12 protein-coding genes are annotated in these 14,298 nt (G+C 71.2%); 7 read left to right on the top strand and 5 right to left on the bottom strand.

All coding sequences use genetic code 11. The features are described 5' to 3' along the window. Positions 1-218: 218 nt before the first annotated feature. Positions 219-1,076, bottom strand: a complete 858-nt coding sequence (locus AC07GB_RS02155) for a GntR family transcriptional regulator (RefSeq protein WP_478841301.1) — start codon at positions 1,074-1,076, stop codon at positions 219-221. A 344-nt stretch (positions 1,077-1,420) separates the two neighbouring features. On the opposite strand from AC07GB_RS02155, the gene AC07GB_RS02150 reads away from it, so the two are divergent. The 4 genes from AC07GB_RS02150 (at position 1,421) to AC07GB_RS02135 (ending at position 6,111) form a co-directional block, all read left to right on the top strand. Further along, a complete protein-coding gene (locus AC07GB_RS02150) occupies positions 1,421-2,695 on the top strand; it encodes an extracellular solute-binding protein (RefSeq protein WP_478841300.1) in 1,275 nt (424 codons plus the stop codon). Positions 2,696-2,800: 105 nt separating this feature from the next. Next, positions 2,801-3,781, top strand: coding sequence for a carbohydrate ABC transporter permease (locus AC07GB_RS02145; RefSeq protein WP_478841299.1), 981 nt, complete (start codon positions 2,801-2,803; stop codon positions 3,779-3,781). Beyond that, on the top strand, positions 3,778-4,608 hold the full coding sequence (locus tag AC07GB_RS02140) for a carbohydrate ABC transporter permease (RefSeq protein ID WP_478841298.1): 831 nt from the start codon (positions 3,778-3,780) through the stop codon (positions 4,606-4,608). Before AC07GB_RS02145 ends, AC07GB_RS02140 begins: the two co-directional genes overlap by 4 nt. Positions 4,609-4,617: 9 nt before the next feature. Further along, positions 4,618-6,111 (top strand): glycoside hydrolase family 3 protein, encoded by a 1,494-nt coding sequence (locus tag AC07GB_RS02135; RefSeq protein ID WP_478841297.1) that lies wholly within the window; start codon positions 4,618-4,620, stop codon positions 6,109-6,111. Positions 6,112-6,200: 89 nt separating this feature from the next. On the opposite strand, the gene nagB is transcribed toward AC07GB_RS02135, so the two are convergent. Then, positions 6,201-6,986, bottom strand: coding sequence for a glucosamine-6-phosphate deaminase (gene nagB, locus AC07GB_RS02130; protein ID WP_478841296.1), 786 nt, complete (start codon positions 6,984-6,986; stop codon positions 6,201-6,203). A gap of 923 nt (positions 6,987-7,909) precedes the next feature. Here nagB and AC07GB_RS02125 point away from each other — a divergent pair. Next, entirely contained in the window at positions 7,910-8,980 is a 1,071-nt protein-coding gene (locus AC07GB_RS02125; protein WP_478841295.1) for an SIS domain-containing protein, read from the top strand. A gap of 137 nt (positions 8,981-9,117) precedes the next feature. Here the strand turns inward: AC07GB_RS02125 and AC07GB_RS02120 are convergent, their stop codons facing one another. Beyond that, a complete protein-coding gene (locus AC07GB_RS02120) occupies positions 9,118-9,945 on the bottom strand; it encodes an SDR family oxidoreductase (protein ID WP_478841294.1) in 828 nt (275 codons plus the stop codon). A gap of 95 nt (positions 9,946-10,040) precedes the next feature. On the opposite strand from AC07GB_RS02120, the gene AC07GB_RS02115 reads away from it, so the two are divergent. Together AC07GB_RS02115 and AC07GB_RS02110 are read left to right on the top strand one after the other, a co-directional pair. Further along, positions 10,041-10,658 carry a TetR/AcrR family transcriptional regulator gene (locus AC07GB_RS02115; RefSeq protein WP_478841293.1) on the top strand — a complete coding sequence of 206 codons (618 nt, stop codon included), beginning with the start codon at positions 10,041-10,043 and terminating at the stop codon, positions 10,656-10,658. A gap of 386 nt (positions 10,659-11,044) precedes the next feature. Next, positions 11,045-12,511: a sensor histidine kinase gene (locus AC07GB_RS02110; protein WP_478841414.1), complete on the top strand. Its 1,467-nt coding sequence runs from the start codon at positions 11,045-11,047 to the stop codon at positions 12,509-12,511. A gap of 174 nt (positions 12,512-12,685) precedes the next feature. Here AC07GB_RS02110 and AC07GB_RS02105 read toward each other — a convergent pair whose 3' ends face one another. Both AC07GB_RS02105 and AC07GB_RS02100 read right to left on the bottom strand, forming a co-directional pair. Continuing rightward, complete coding sequence (locus tag AC07GB_RS02105; protein WP_003992873.1) at positions 12,686-12,943, bottom strand: WhiB family transcriptional regulator; 258 nt, start codon at positions 12,941-12,943, stop codon at positions 12,686-12,688. A 320-nt stretch (positions 12,944-13,263) separates the two neighbouring features. Next, the gene (locus tag AC07GB_RS02100) at positions 13,264-14,232 is read right to left on the bottom strand and encodes a diacylglycerol/lipid kinase family protein (protein WP_478841292.1); all 969 of its coding nucleotides are present in this window, start codon (positions 14,230-14,232) and stop codon (positions 13,264-13,266) included. Between the last annotated feature and the right edge of the window lie 66 nt (positions 14,233-14,298).

Here is a 14,298-nt window from a genome sequence, read left to right as displayed (position 1 = left end):
GCCCGGGCGGTGCCTGGGTCCCCGGGCGGTGCCTGGGTCCCCGGGCGGTGCCTGGGTCCCCGGGCGGTGCCTGGGTCCCCGGGCGGTGCCTGGGTCCCCGGGCGGTGCCTGGGTCCGCAGGCGGTGCCTGGGTCCGCAGGCGGTGCCTGGGTCCCCGGGCGCTGCGTCGACCCCAGGGCGCTGAGGCGGTCCGGGGTGTCGCAGTCGCCTCGGTCGCCTCAGTCCTGCGGCCGCTTGAGCCGTGCCACGAACTTGTAGCGGTCGCCCCGGTACACCGAGCGCACCCACTCCACCGGCTGCCCGCCGCCGTCCACGGAGTGCCGCGACAGCATCAGCATGGGCAGGCCCACGTCGGTGCCGAGCAGGCCCGCCTCGCGCGGGGTCGCCAGGGAGGTCTCGATGGTCTCCTCGGCCTCGGCGAGGTGCACGTCGTAGACCTCGGCGAGGGCCGTGTACAGGGAGGTGTACTTCACCAGCGAGCGTCTGAGCGCGGGGAACCGCTTGGCGGACAGGTGCGTGGTCTCGATGGCCATCGGCTCGCCGCTGGCCAGGCGCAGGCGCTCGATGCGCAGGACGCGCCCGCCGGCGGTGATGTCCAGGAGCCCGGCGAGGGTGTCGTCGGCGGTGATGTACCCGATGTCCAGGAGCTGGGAGGTCGGCTCCAGGCCCTGTGCCTTCATGTCCTCGGTGTACGAGGTGAGTTGGAGCGCCTGCGACACCTTCGGCTTGGCCACGAACGTGCCCTTGCCCTGGATGCGCTCCAGGCGGCCCTCGACGACCAGCTCCTGGAGGGCCTGGCGCACCGTCGTGCGCGAGGTGTCGAACTCGGCGGCGAGGGTGCGCTCGGGCGGCACCGGGGTGCCCGGCGGCAGGGTCTCGGTCATGTCCAGCAAGTGCCGCTTCAGGCGGTAGTACTTGGGCACGCGGGCGGGGCGCACGGTCTTGCCGGGGCCGGGGCCGGGGCCGGGGCCGGTACCGGAGCCGTCGCTCGCCACGGGGGTGGGGGCGGCCGTGCTCGCGGATGCCGTCGCCGAGGTGCCCACCTCGGCCCGGGTACTGCCCGCCTCTGTGCCCATGCTCCGCCTTTCCCGCTCCTGTGGTGCTCTCACCGGCTCCTGTGCTGCTGCCGTCACCCGGCTCCTCCGTCTGTCGCGGCTCACATCGTGGCACGGTCCGGGCCAGGGGAGTCACCCCTGTTCGAGCGAAGCCGTCGGGGGAGAGCCGTGCCGCTCAGGTGTCGGTCCGATAACGGAGCCGACTGCCCTTCTTATACACCCTTGACACCCCAAAAGGTCTAGGCCAAGCTCCCCCGTACTGGTCTACACCATTAAAGACCAGGTCCAGTCCCACGGGCAGTCTTTCGGTCCTCTTGGTCGCTGCGGGTGGGGGGTTGGCTGGGTGGCATCCAAAGGAGGATGACGTGAAGCGCAGGCTCATAGCGGCGATCGGTGTCGCGGGCATGTTGGTCTCGGTCGCGGCGTGTGGCAGCGACGACAAGGACGACAAGAAGTCCGGGGCGGACGGCTTCAGGGGCGAGACGCTGACGCTCTGGGCCATGGACGGCTCGACGCCGGACGGCTGGACCAAGGACGTCACGAAGGCCTTCGAGAAGAAGACCGGCGCCAAGCTCAAGCTCGAGGTCCAGGACTGGAACGGCATCCAGCAGAAGCTCACCGCCGCCCTCTCCGAGGAGAACCCGCCGGACGTCTTCGAGATCGGCAACACGCAGACGGCCGCCTACGCCAAGTCCGGCGGCCTCGCCGACCTGAGCGACCTCAAGGAGTCGATCGGCTCGGACTGGACCGAGTCGGTCAACAAGTCCACGGTCGTGGACGGCAAGCAGTACGCCGCCCCGTGGTTCGTGCTCAACCGCGTCGTGCTCTACAACAAGAAGGTCTGGGCCGACGCGGGCATCAAGAAGACGCCCAAGACCCGTGACGAGTTCTACGCCGACCTGAAGAAGATCGGCCAGAAGACCGACGCGGAGCCGATCTACCTGCCGGGCCAGAACTGGTACCACTTCGTGGGCCTCGTCATCGGCGAGGGCGGCGAGCTGGTCAAGAAGGACGGCGACAAGTACGTCTCCAACCTGGACGACCCGAAGGTCGTCAAGGCCGCGGAGACGTACAAGAAGTTCCAGGCCCTGTCCAAGGCGCCCAAGAACAAGGACGAGGCGACCCCGCAGCAGGCCGAGGTCTTCGCCAAGGGCAAGACCGGCGCGTTCATCGGCATGAGCTGGGAAGCCGCCACGGCCATCAAGGCCAACAAGAAGATCGAGAAGGACATCGGCTACTTCACGATCCCGGGCGCCACGGCCGACAAGCCCGAGGGCGTCTTCCTCGGTGGCTCCAACCTCGCCGTGGCCGCCACCAGCAAGAAGCAGGAGCTGGCCAAGGAGTTCCTGAAGATCGCGATGTCCGACAAGTTCGAGGGCGCGCTCGCCAAGGAAGGCGGCGTGATCCCGAACAAGCAGGCCCTGGAGTCCAACCTCAAGGGCAACCCGGCCGCCGAGGCCATGGCCCCGGCCGCCGCCGGCGGTGGCATCACCCCGCTGATCCCGGAGTGGGCCGCCGTGGAGAACGAGCCCAACCCGATCAAGAGCTACCTGACCGCGGTCATGAACGGCGAATCGCCCGCCGACGCCGCGAAGAAGGTCGAGGGCGAGTTCAACAAGCGCCTGTCGCAGAAGCAGTAAGGAAGCGCCCCGCCGGGGGCGGTGACACCAGGGTCGTGCCCGCGGCCCCTCCTCGCCGCCCCCGGCGCATTCCTGTGTGACGTGCCGATGAGAGAGATGGCGAGCATGACCGTACAGACCGAACGGCCGCCCTCCGGCCCGCCGGAGGTAGTGAAGTCGGGCGGCGGGCGCACCGGGGCCCCGCGCACGCCCCGGGCCAGGGCCGGGGCCCTCGCGCCCTATCTGCTGCTGCTTCCCGCGCTCGTGGCGACCCTGCTGTTCCTCGGCTGGCCGCTGGTGAACAACGGGATCCTGTCGTTCCAGAACCTCAACATGAGACAGGTCATCCTGCATCTCACCGAGTGGAACGGCATCGACAACTACAAGGAGGTCCTCAAGAGCGAGGACTTCTGGCGCGTCACCGGGCGGTCGCTCGTCTTCACCGCCATCAACGTCGTCCTCATCATGGGGCTCGGCACCCTGGTCGGACTGCTGCTCGCCAAGCTCGGCACCAAGATGCGACGGCTGCTCCTGTTCGGCCTCGTCCTCGCCTGGGCCATGCCCGTCGTCGCGGGCACCACCGTCTACCAGTGGCTGTTCGCGCAGCGCTTCGGCGTCGTCAACTGGGTGCTCGCCAAGATCGGCTTCAGCTCCATGGCCGACTACGACTGGTTCGGCGGCCAGTACTCCACCTTCTTCGTGATCATCACGCTGATCGTGTGGATGTCGATCCCCTTCGTGGCGATCAACCTGTACGCCGCCACCACGACCATCCCCAAGGAGCTGTACGAGGCCGCGTCGCTCGACGGCGCGGGCGCCTGGAAGCAGTTCACCTCGGTGACCCTGCCGTTCCTGCGGCCCTTCCTCTACGCCACGACGTTCCTCGAGGTCATCTGGGTCTTCAAGGCCCTCGTCCAGGTCTACGCCATCAACAAGGGCGGCCCCGACCGGCTCACGGAGATCCTGCCCGTCTACGCCTTCATCGAGGGCTCGGGCAACCAGCACTACGGCATGGGCTCGGCCATCGCCATGCTGACCATCATCATCATGCTCGTCCTGACCGCGTACCACCTGCGTATCGTGCTCAAGCAAGAGGAGGACGCGTGAAGCGCTCCTGGTTCGGCCGCACCTGGCCCAACGTCGTCGCCGTCGTCCTCTTCATCGGCTTCGTCTTCCCCGTGTACTGGATGTTCGCCACGGCCTTCAAGCCCACCGGCGACATCATCAGCGAGAACCCGGTCTGGATCCCCCTCGACTTCACCTTCGAGCACTTCAAGACGGCCGTCGACGCCGATCACTTCGGGCAGATGGTCATCAACTCGGTGACCGTCACCGTCCTCGCGGTCGTCTTCGCCCTCGTCCTCGGCCTGCTCTCGGCCTTCGCGCTCGCCCGCATGCGGTTCAAGGGCCGCCGGGGCTTCATCATCGGCTTCATGCTGGCCCAGATGGCGCCCTGGGAGGTCATGGTCATCGCGATCTACATGATCGTGCGCGACGCCGACATGCTGAACAGCCTGGCTCCGCTGACGCTGTTCTACATGGTGATGGTCCTGCCCTTCACGATCCTGACGCTCCGGGGCTTCGTCGCAGCCGTGCCCAAGGAACTCGAGGAGTCCGCGATGGTCGACGGCTGCACCCGCATGCAGGCCTTCCGCCGCGTCATCCTGCCGCTGCTCGCCCCCGGCCTGATGTCCACCTCGCTCTTCGGCTTCATCACCGCCTGGAACGAGTTCCCCATCGCCCTCCTCGTCAACAAGGACCCGGAGTCCAAGACGCTGCCGACGTGGCTGTCGAGCTTCCAGACCGTCTACGGCGACGACTGGGGCGCCACCATGGCCGCGTCCTCGATCTTCGCCATCCCGATCCTGCTCCTCTTCGTCTTCCTCCAGCGGCGCGCCGTCGCCGGTCTCACCGACGGTGCCGTGAAGGGATAACGCACACCCATGAGCTCTACCGCATCCGCGCCCGACGCCCTGACGCGCGACGCCCTCACCGTCCTCCAGCCCGGCTTCGGCGGCACCACCGCCCCCGACTGGCTGCTCCGCCACATCGGCGAGGGCCTGGCCGCCGTGGGCCTGTTCGGCCGCAACGTCGAGACGCCCGAGCAGGTGGCCGCGCTCACCGCCCAGCTGCGCGCCGAGCGCGAGGACCTCCTCGTCGCCATCGACGAGGAGAGCGGTGACGTCACCCGCCTCGAAGTACGCACCGGCTCGTCCTTCCCCGGCAACCACGCCCTCGGCGCGGTCGACGACACCGCGCTCACCCGCGGCGTCGCCGCCGAGCTGGGCCGCCGCCTCGCCGAGTGCGGTGTCACCTTCAACTGGGCCCCGTCCGCGGACGTCAACTCCGACCCGGACAACCCGGTCATCGGCGTACGCTCCTTCGGCGCCGACCCCGACCTGGTGGCCCGGCACACCGCCGCGTACATCGAGGGCCTTCAGTCCTCCGGCGTCGCCGCCTGCGCCAAGCACTTCCCGGGCCACGGCGACACCGCCGTCGACTCGCACCACGCCGTGCCGCACATCGGCGTCGACCCGGACGTCCTGACCGCCCGCGAACTCGCCCCCTTCCGGGCCGCCGTCGCCGCGGGCACGCGGGCCGTGATGAGCGCCCACATCAGCGTCCCGGCGCTCGACCCGGAGTACCCGGCGACCCTCTCCCGGCGCATCCTCACCGACCTGCTCCGCGGTGAGCTGGGCTTCGACGGCCTGATCGTCACCGACGGCATCGAGATGCAGGCCATCTCCTCGACGTACGGCATCGAACGCGGCACCGTCCTCGCCGTCGCCGCCGGCTGCGACGCCATCTGCGTCGGCGGCGGCCTCCACGACGAGCTGACCGTACGCCGTCTGCGCGACGCCCTCGTGGCGGCCGTACGCGGGGGCGAGCTGCCCGAGGAGCGGCTCGCCGACGCGGCCGCCCGGGTCCGGGCGCTCGCTCACTGGACCTCGGTGTCGGGCGCGGCCGGGCGCTCGGGGGGCGTGCCCGACACCGAGATCGGCCTGCGCGCGGCTCGCCGCGCCCTGACGGTCACCCACACCGACACCTACGCGGGCCCGCTGACCAGCGCCCCCTACGTCGCCGCCTTCACTCCGGTGGCCAACATCGCGGTCGGCGACGAGACCCCCTGGGGCGTCGCCGCCGAACTCGGCCGCCGCCTGCCCGGCACCGGGACCGGCTCCTTCACCGGCGACGCCGCGGGCCGCGAGGCCCTGGCCGCCGCGGGCGACCGGCGGATCGTCGCCGTCGTCCGCGACGCCCACCGGCACCCCTGGATGACGGCGGCCGTCGACCACCTGCTCGCCGCACGCCCCGACACCATCGTGGTCGAGATGGGCGTCCCCCAGGCCAAGCCCACGGGCGCCCTGCACATCGCCACCCACGGCGCGGCCCGCGTCTGCGGCATCGCGGCAGCGGAAGCGATCACGGGCGCTTAGCGCGGGGGCCGAGGGCCAGCAGAGACGAAGGCGCCGGCCGCCCCACTCGATGGGGCGGCCGGCGCCTTACGCGGATCCGGACCCGAGGCCTAGAGCCCCTGCCACGCGGGCTTGTTCGCGTACGTGTGCCGGAAGTAGTCCGCCAGCTTCAGCTTCGACGCCGCGGCCTCGTCCACCACGACCGTCGCGTGCGCGTGCAGCTGCAACGCGGACGCGGGCACGATCGACGCCACCGGCCCCTCGACCGTGGCCGCCACGGCGTCCGCCTTGCCCTCGCCCGTCGCGAGCAGCACCAGGTGCCGCGCCTCCAGGATCGTGCCGATGCCCTGCGTGATGACGTGGTGCGGGACCTGGTCGATGTCGCCGTCGAAGAACCGCGCGTTGTCCACCCGGGTCTGCTCGGTCAGGGTCTTGATCCGCGTCCGCGAGGCCAGCGACGAGCAGGGCTCGTTGAACCCGATGTGCCCGTCCGTGCCGATCCCGAGCAGCTGGAGGTCCACCCCACCCGCCTCGGCGAGGGCACGGTCGTACGCCTCACAGGCACCCTGCACGTCCTCGGCGCTGCCGTCGGGCCCCATGAAGGCCGCCTCGCTCAGGCCGAGCGGCTCGACGACCTCCCGGAGCACCACCGAGCGATACGACTCCGGGTGCCCGGCCGGAAGCCCGACGTACTCGTCGAGCTGGCAGATCCGCGCCCGCGCCACATCCACGGCACCGCCGCGGACCTTGGCGGCCAGGGCCTCGTAGATGGGCAGCGGGGTCGAGCCGGTGGCGACACCGAGCAGGGCGTCAGGCTTACGGCGCACCAGGGCGGCCATGGCCTCCGCGATGAGCTCGCCGCCTGCCTTGGCGTCCGGGACGATGACAACTTCCACGCTGGGCCTGCCGATCTGAGAAGGGGGACGGTGTGGTATAGACCAATCTAGCAGAGCTGCCCCCGTGCGGCGCAGCCCTCTCGCACCCATGCTTCCGCCTCCCGAGCCGGGGCGCGGGGGGCGGGGGCGCCCTCGAAGCGTGCGGGAGCCCTGGCCTGGGGGCGCCCGAGGGCCTGGGGCCCGGGCCTGCGGGGGCCGGGGTCCTGAGGCCCGGGGCCTGGGGGTCCGGGTGCCGCAGGGGCCCGGCCCCCCGAGGGGCCGAGGCCTGGGGCCCGAGGACCCGGGGGAGGCCTTGAGCCGCGGTGATCCGAGCCCTGGAGGGGGCCGAGACCTGGGCCTGAGGCCCGGGGCCCGGGGGAGGCCGAGAGCTGCGAGGGCCCGAGCCCCGGGGAGGGCAGCCGGAGTCCACTGGAGTTCGGGGCGGGCACGCCTGAGCCGGGCGGGGAGTGGCGGTGCCCGGTGCCCGGTGCCCGTGCCGGGAGGAGCGTGGCCGAGCCCGAGCCCGAGCCCGAGCCCGAGCCCGAGCCTGAGCCCGTGCCCGGCGGGGAGTGCCCGAGGCCGAGCCCGTGCCCGGCGGTGCGTGGCCGAGCCCGAGCCCAGCCGAGCGCGGCCGAGCCCCTGCCCGTGCCCGGCGGAGCGAGCCCGAGCCCGTGCCGGGCAGAGCGTGGCCGAGCCCGAGCCCGCGCCTGGCGGGGAGTGGTCGAGCCCGTGCCCGTGCCCGTGCCCGTGCCCGGCGGAGCGTAGCCGAGCCCGAGCCCAGCCGAGCCCCTGCCTCTGCCCGGTGGAGCGGGACCGTGCCCGGTGGAGCGCGGCCGAGCGTGCCCGAGCCCGGTGGGCGAGGCGCCCTCCCGGCGGGCCCCGTGACCCCGGCGAACCCCGTGAACGAGGAGCGCTCCCGGCCAGGAGCGAGCAGAGTGGTACCCATGACCGTGACCCCCTCCTCCCCCTACAGCGAGCAGCCGGGCCGCATCATGTCCCGGGAGATGGCCGAGCAGCCCGACGTGCTGCGGCGCATCCTCGACGTCGGCGCCCCCGGTATCCGCCGGACCGCCGAAGAGGTCGCGGCGAAGCGCCCCCGCTTCGTGCTGCTCACCGCCCGCGGCACCTCCGACCACGCCGCGCTCTACGCCAAGTACCTCCTCGAAGTCCGCCTCGGCCTGCCCTGCGGGCTGACCTCCATGTCCACGACCACGGCCTACAGCGCCAAGCCCGACCTACGGGACGTCCTGGTCATCACCGTGAGCCAGTCGGGCGGATCACCGGACCTGGTGGCCTCCACCCAGGCCGCCCGCGAGGCCGGCGCCGTCACCCTCGCCGTCACCAACAACCCGGACTCGCCCCTGGCCGCCGTCTCCGAGCACCACATCGACATCCTCGCGGGCCCGGAGAAGGCCCTCCCGGCGACGAAGACCTACACGGCCTCCCTGCTCGCCCTGTACCTCTTCGTCGAGGGCCTGCGCGGCAGCGACGGGGCGCAGGCCGACGCCCTGCCCGACCTCGCCGCGGGCCTCCTGGCACGCCAGGAGGAGATCCGCACCCTCGCCGCGCGCTACCGCTTCGCCGAACGCATGGTGATCACCTCTCGTGGCTACGGCTATCCCACCGCCAAGGAAGCCGCCCTGAAGCTGATGGAGACCAGCTACATCCCCGCCCTCGCCTACTCCGGCGCCGACCTCCTGCACGGCCCCCTCGCCATGGTCGACAACATCTCCCCGGTCATCGCGGTGGTGACGGACGGCAGGGGAGGGGAGGCGCTCCAGCCCGTCCTCGACCGACTGCGCGGCCGCGGCGCCGACCTGGTGGTCATCGGCCCCAAGGCCCAGGTCGAGCAGGCGTCCGCCGGATTCGTGCTGCCAACGGAGGACGTGGCCGAGGAACTCCAGCCGATCCTGGAGATCATCCCCCTGCAACTCCTCGCCTACGAGGTCACCATCGCCCGCGGCCAGGACCCCGACGCGCCCAGGGCTCTGGCCAAGGTGACGGAGACGCGCTGAATGCCGGGGGGCGGGGGCGAGGGGGCCTCGGGAGGTCGGCTGGCGACGGCGGCCGGCCCCCCGCTCCGCCGAAGCCGAAGCCGAGGTCGAAGCTGTGGGCATAGCCGTAGCTGTAGCAGTGGCCGGGGCCGGGCAGCTCAGGCCAGCGAGCCCCCCGTGGCGTCGAGCCACTGGCCCGTCACCCAGCGGCCGTCCGGCGAGGCGAGGAACGCGACCACGTCGGCTATGTCCTCCACCGTGCCGACCTTGCCGAGGGCGGACAGGGCCGCCGCACCCGCCCACGCTTCCTTGTTCTCCTCGCCGCGCAGCCAGGCGGCGTTGACGTCCGTGTCCACGATGCCCGGGGCGACCGAGTTCACCGTGATGCCCCGGGGGCCGAGGACCTTGGAGAGGTTCCGCGTGAAGACGTCCAGGGCACCCTTCGTCATCGCGTACGTCAGGATGTCCGGCATGAGGGCGGCGCGGGAGGCGCCGGACGAGATGTTGATGATCCGGCCGCCGTCCCGCAGGCGCTCCGTGCCGAGCTGGGTGATGAAGTACGGCGCCTTGGCGTTCACCGCGAAGAGGCGGTCGAATTCCGCCTCGTCGGTGTCGGCGAAGGGGCGGGACGTGCCGATCCCCGCGTTGTTCACCAAGATGTCCACGCCGTCCGCGTGTGCGTCGAACGCCGACCACAGGGCCTGAGCGTCCCCGGGGCGCCCCAGCTCCGCGCCGATCGCGAACGCGGAGCCGCCCGCCCGCTCGATCGCCGCCACCGTGTCCTTCGCCGCCGCCTCATTGCTGCCGTAGTGCACGGCGACGCGCGCGCCGTCACGGCCGAGTCGCTCGGCGATGCCCCGCCCGATGCCCCGGCTGCCGCCCGTGACGAGCGCGGTCCTGCCGGCGAGGCGCCCCGCCGTCGACCCGGCCGCCAGCCCGGCCGTCCCCGTCTCTTCCCTCGTCGTCCTGCCCGTCAGCGCACCCATGACCAGGCGCCCCCCTATTTCTCTAGCGGTCGCTACACAAAGACCATACCCCGCCTCCCTCCCTCTTATCTAGCGTCCGCTATAGAATTTTTCCCATGGCGACGAAACAGCGAGGCAGGCCCCGCTCCTTCGACCGCGAGACGGCCCTGGAGAAGGCCCTGCGCACCTTCTGGGAGCAGGGGTACGAGACGACGTCCGTCTCCGACCTCACCCGCGAGCTGGGCATCGGCGCGCCGAGCCTGTACGCGGCCTTCGGCGACAAGCGGACGCTGTTCGCCGAGGTCCTCCAGCGCTACGCGGGCTCGTACGGAGCCTTCGGCGCCCGCGCCCTGGACGAGGAGCCGACCGCCCGCGCGGGCGTCGAGCGCATGCTGCGCGAGGCCGCCGCGGAGTACACGGACCCCTCGCATCCGCATGGCTGCCTCGTCATCCACGCCGCGGTCAACTGCGCGACGCCCGAGGTCGAGCAGACCCTGCGCGACCAGCGCAACGCGAACCTCGCCTCGTTCGAGGACCGCATCAAGGCGGCCGTGGCCGGCGGTGAGCTGCCGCAGGACACGGACGCGGCGGCGCTCGCCCGCTATGTGGGCGCCGTCCTGCAAGGCCTGTCCCAGCAGTCGAGGGACGGCGCCACCCGCGAGGAGCTGGAGGCCGTCGCGGAGATGGCGATGCGGGCCTGGCCCGCGTCCGAGCCGGCGGGTTCCGCGCACTGAGGCGGCCCAGGCCCTCCCGCGAGTCAGGGCCCCCTGTCCCAGCGGCGTGCGGATCCGCGCGCGGCACGGCAACAAACATCTCCCCGTACGTAGACAGACAAGAATGGTCTAGTCCACAATGCGAGGGACAAGCTCCGCCCTCCCCGCACAGGAGAGCGGACCCGAGGATCCGGCGCTCTCTGCCCTGACCGCGTCGGCTTCTCCCGAATCGGCGGCCGGTACCGCACAGTGCGGCTGCCGATGCACCACAGGGCTGCGGTGTTGGGGACGGGTTGAGGGTCCCGCCCTGGCGCCGCGGCCCGTCGGTGCGCCAGGCCGCCCGCGCGCGGGGGAGCGGACCTCGGGCCACGCCCGGACCGCCAGGTACGCTCGCACACGTGCCCTCCATGAACGACCTCGTACGTCAGCACACAGCCCTCGGCGACTCCGACCTCGAGTGGCTGCACCTGCTGGTCTCGGAGTGGCAGCTGCTCTCCGACCTGTCCTTCGCCGACCTCGTCCTGTGGGTCCCCACGCGCGACGGCACCCGCTATGTCTCCGTGGCGCAGATGCGGCCCAACACCGGCCCCACCTCGTACCAGGACGACATGGTCGGCCACCTCGTCCCGCGCGGTCGCCGCCCCCTCCTGGACGCCGCCCTCGACGAGGGCCGCATCGTGCGCGAGGGCGACCCGGAGTGGCGCGAGGAAGTCCCCGTGCGGGTCGAGTCCATCCCCGTACGCAGGGAAGGGCGCGTCCTCGGCGTCATCGCCCGCAACACCAATCTCCTCACAGTGCGCACCCCTTCGCGCCTGGAGCTGACCTACCTCCAGTCGGCGTCCGACCTGGCGCAGATGATCGCGGCGGGCTCCTTCCCGTTCCCCGACCAGCAGGTCGACATGGACGCCTCCCCGCGTGTGGGGGACGGCCTGATCCGCCTCGACGCGGACGGCATCGTGCAGTACGCGTCACCGAACGCCCTGTCCGCGTACCACCGCCTCGGCCTCGCCGCCGACCTCGTGGGCCACCACCTCGGCAAGGCGACCGCCGAACTCGCCCCGTCCCGCGGGCCGGTGGACGAGGCGCTGATCAAGCTCGCCAGCGGCTGGGCGCCCCGCGAGTTCGAGATCGAGGGCGGCGACGGCGTGATCCAGCTGCGCGCCATCCCGCTCAAGCCCAAGGGCCCGCGCATCGGTTCGCTCGTACTCCTGCGCGATGTCACGGAACTGCGCCGTCGTGAGCGCGAGTTGATCACCAAGGACGCCACCATCCGGGAAATCCACCACCGGGTGAAGAACAACCTTCAGACGGTCGCGGCCCTGCTGCGCCTCCAGGCGCGCCGCATCGACTCCGTCTCGGGCCGCGAGGCGCTCGAAGAGGCGGTCCGCCGGGTGGGTTCCATCGCCATCGTCCACGAGACGCTGTCGCAGAACCTGGACGAGCGCGTGGAGTTCGACGACATCGCCGACCGCGTCCTCGCGATGGTCGCGGAGATCTCGCCCGGCAAGGTGACGGGCCGCCGCACGGGCCGCTTCGGCATCCTCGACGCCGAGGTCGCCACTCCGCTGTCGATGGTCCTCACCGAGATCCTGCAGAACGCCCTGGAGCACGGTTTCCGCGAGGGCGACACCGGCACCGTCGAGGTGTCCGCCCTGCGCGGCGGCACCTCCAAGGAGGTCCGCCTCCTGATCACTGTCCAGGACGACGGCGTCGGCCTGCCGGAAGGATTCGATCCGCATCGCGCGGGCAACCTGGGCCTGCAAATCGTCCGCACGCTCGTCGAGGGCGAGCTGGGCGGCACGTTCGACATGGTCCGCGCCCCGGAGCGGGGTACGCGGGTCGTCCTCGACATCCCGGTACGCGCCGACAAGTGACGGCGGCGCCCGCCGCAGGCAGCCCACACAGCGAGAAGCCCCGGACCGTGTCGGTCCGGGGCTTCTCGTTCACGTTGCGATGCGCACCGGGGGTACTGCGCGGCTGCGGCTCGGGGGCGGGGGTTGCGTACGCGCTGTACGCGCCGCCGGGCTCAGGCTCGTGGGGCGTGGGCGTCAGGCGCTGGCCTGGCGCGCCCGATTGCGGGCGGCGCGGCGCTTCATCGCGCGGCGCTCGTCCTCGCTGAGGCCACCCCAGACGCCGGAGTCCTGGCCGGACTCGAGCGCCCACTGCAGGCACTGCTCAATGACAGGGCAGCGACGGCAGACGGCCTTGGCTTCCTCGATCTGCAGCAGCGCAGGACCGGTGTTGCCGATGGGGAAGAACAGCTCGGGGTCTTCCTCGCGGCAAACGGCGTTGTGACGCCAGTCCATGGCTGCTACCTCTCCTTGGGTCTTACATGCAGGGTGCTTGTGAATGTGAACGCTTTCACGAATCCCTCCGCGCGGGAAGGGCCGACTCCCAGTTGCCTGGTGTGGACCTTGTGGTGAGAGGAGGGGTTCTGGCGGTCTGTAGAGGCCGGTGTTGCGGGCCGTCCCGATCGCCACCTAGAGATTCGCAAACCTCGGCGGCGGATACAACCCCTTCCGGAAAGTTTTTTTTGATTCCTTAGTGTCGACTGGGTCACAGCCGTACTTCCATGGGGTGGATCCTGGCCTAAACGTTCGAGTGAAAGGACTTTAGGCCCTTCCACTCACACAATCACACGCAGTGCGCGGCGTACGCCTGTGAACGTCACGCTCGTCCGCAGCCCCAGGTGGTCACCGTCCATCTGGAGGGGCAAAGGCGCCTTGGAATGCAAGGTGAAGTCCGTCAGGTCGTGCAGCGAGACCGCGTTCTTCCCGCGCGGGCCCCGGTCAGGTGTCGAGCGCAGCAACTGGGTGCCGTAACGGGCCACCGAAGCGGTCGAAAGACGCTTCAGGCAGAGCACGTCGAGGCCGGTGTCGAACGACGCCTTCGGAGAGGCGTACAAGGGACGATTGCCCAGGTAGGACCAGGGAGAGGTGTTGCAGACTATGGACATCACGAGGTCCGTCACCGGCTCCTCGCCCGCCCGCTCCAGGGTGATCGCGCCGTGCCGGCGGTCGTTCTCCCCGAGGAACTGGCGTACCACCTGGCGCACGTAAAGGGCGTGCGTCGATTTCTTGCCTCGCTCCCGGTGCTGTTCGACGCGGCCGACCACCCCCGCGTCGAAGCCGAGCCCGGCCGCGAACGTGAACCAGCGCGGCGGGACCGCCTCGTCGTCCGTCCCTGGGGTGCCGGAGACCCGGCCGAGGCTCACCGTCCGTTCGCTTCCCTCACGCAGCGCGTCCAGGATGGCGCCGGTCGCCTCCACGGCGTCGTTCGGCAGCCCCAGGGCGCGCGCGAACACATTGGTGGACCCCCCGGGGACGACGGCAAGCCGGGGCAGGTCCTCCGGAGAGGGGCCGTTGTGCAGCAGACCGTTGACGACCTCGTTGACGGTGCCGTCGCCGCCGAGGGCGACGACCAGCTCGACGTCGTCGCTCTCCGCGGCCTGACGGCCGAGGTCGCGGGCGTGGCCGCGGTACTCCGTGGTCACCGCCTCGAGCTTCATCTCGCTCGCCAGGGCGTGGATCAGTACGTCACGCGTGCGCGCACTGGTGGTAGTAGCCGCCGGATTGACCACGAGGAGAGCACGCATGCGCAGCAGACTACCTAGCGGTCTCCGACCGGCCCAGACCGAGGTCTCGCCCGGGCCTCACCCACG

The organism is Streptomyces sp. NPDC045778 (genome assembly GCF_056431945.1).
This window is presented reverse-complemented; position numbering and strand designations above follow the sequence as displayed.

Coding starts and splice junctions, on each gene's coding strand:
- AC07GB_RS02155 (WP_478841301.1), bottom strand. CDS start 1,076: ATGGGCACAGAGGCGGGCAGTACCCGGGCCGAGGTGGGCACCTCGGCG.
- AC07GB_RS02145 (WP_478841299.1), top strand. CDS start 2,801: ATGACCGTACAGACCGAACGGCCGCCCTCCGGCCCGCCGGAGGTAGTG.
- AC07GB_RS02135 (WP_478841297.1), top strand. CDS start 4,618: ATGAGCTCTACCGCATCCGCGCCCGACGCCCTGACGCGCGACGCCCTC.
- AC07GB_RS02125 (WP_478841295.1), top strand. CDS start 7,910: ATGACCGTGACCCCCTCCTCCCCCTACAGCGAGCAGCCGGGCCGCATC.
- AC07GB_RS02120 (WP_478841294.1), bottom strand. CDS start 9,945: ATGGGTGCGCTGACGGGCAGGACGACGAGGGAAGAGACGGGGACGGCC.
- AC07GB_RS02115 (WP_478841293.1), top strand. CDS start 10,041: ATGGCGACGAAACAGCGAGGCAGGCCCCGCTCCTTCGACCGCGAGACG.
- AC07GB_RS02110 (WP_478841414.1), top strand. CDS start 11,045: ATGAACGACCTCGTACGTCAGCACACAGCCCTCGGCGACTCCGACCTC.
- AC07GB_RS02105 (WP_003992873.1), bottom strand. CDS start 12,943: ATGGACTGGCGTCACAACGCCGTTTGCCGCGAGGAAGACCCCGAGCTG.
- AC07GB_RS02100 (WP_478841292.1), bottom strand. CDS start 14,232: ATGCGTGCTCTCCTCGTGGTCAATCCGGCGGCTACTACCACCAGTGCG.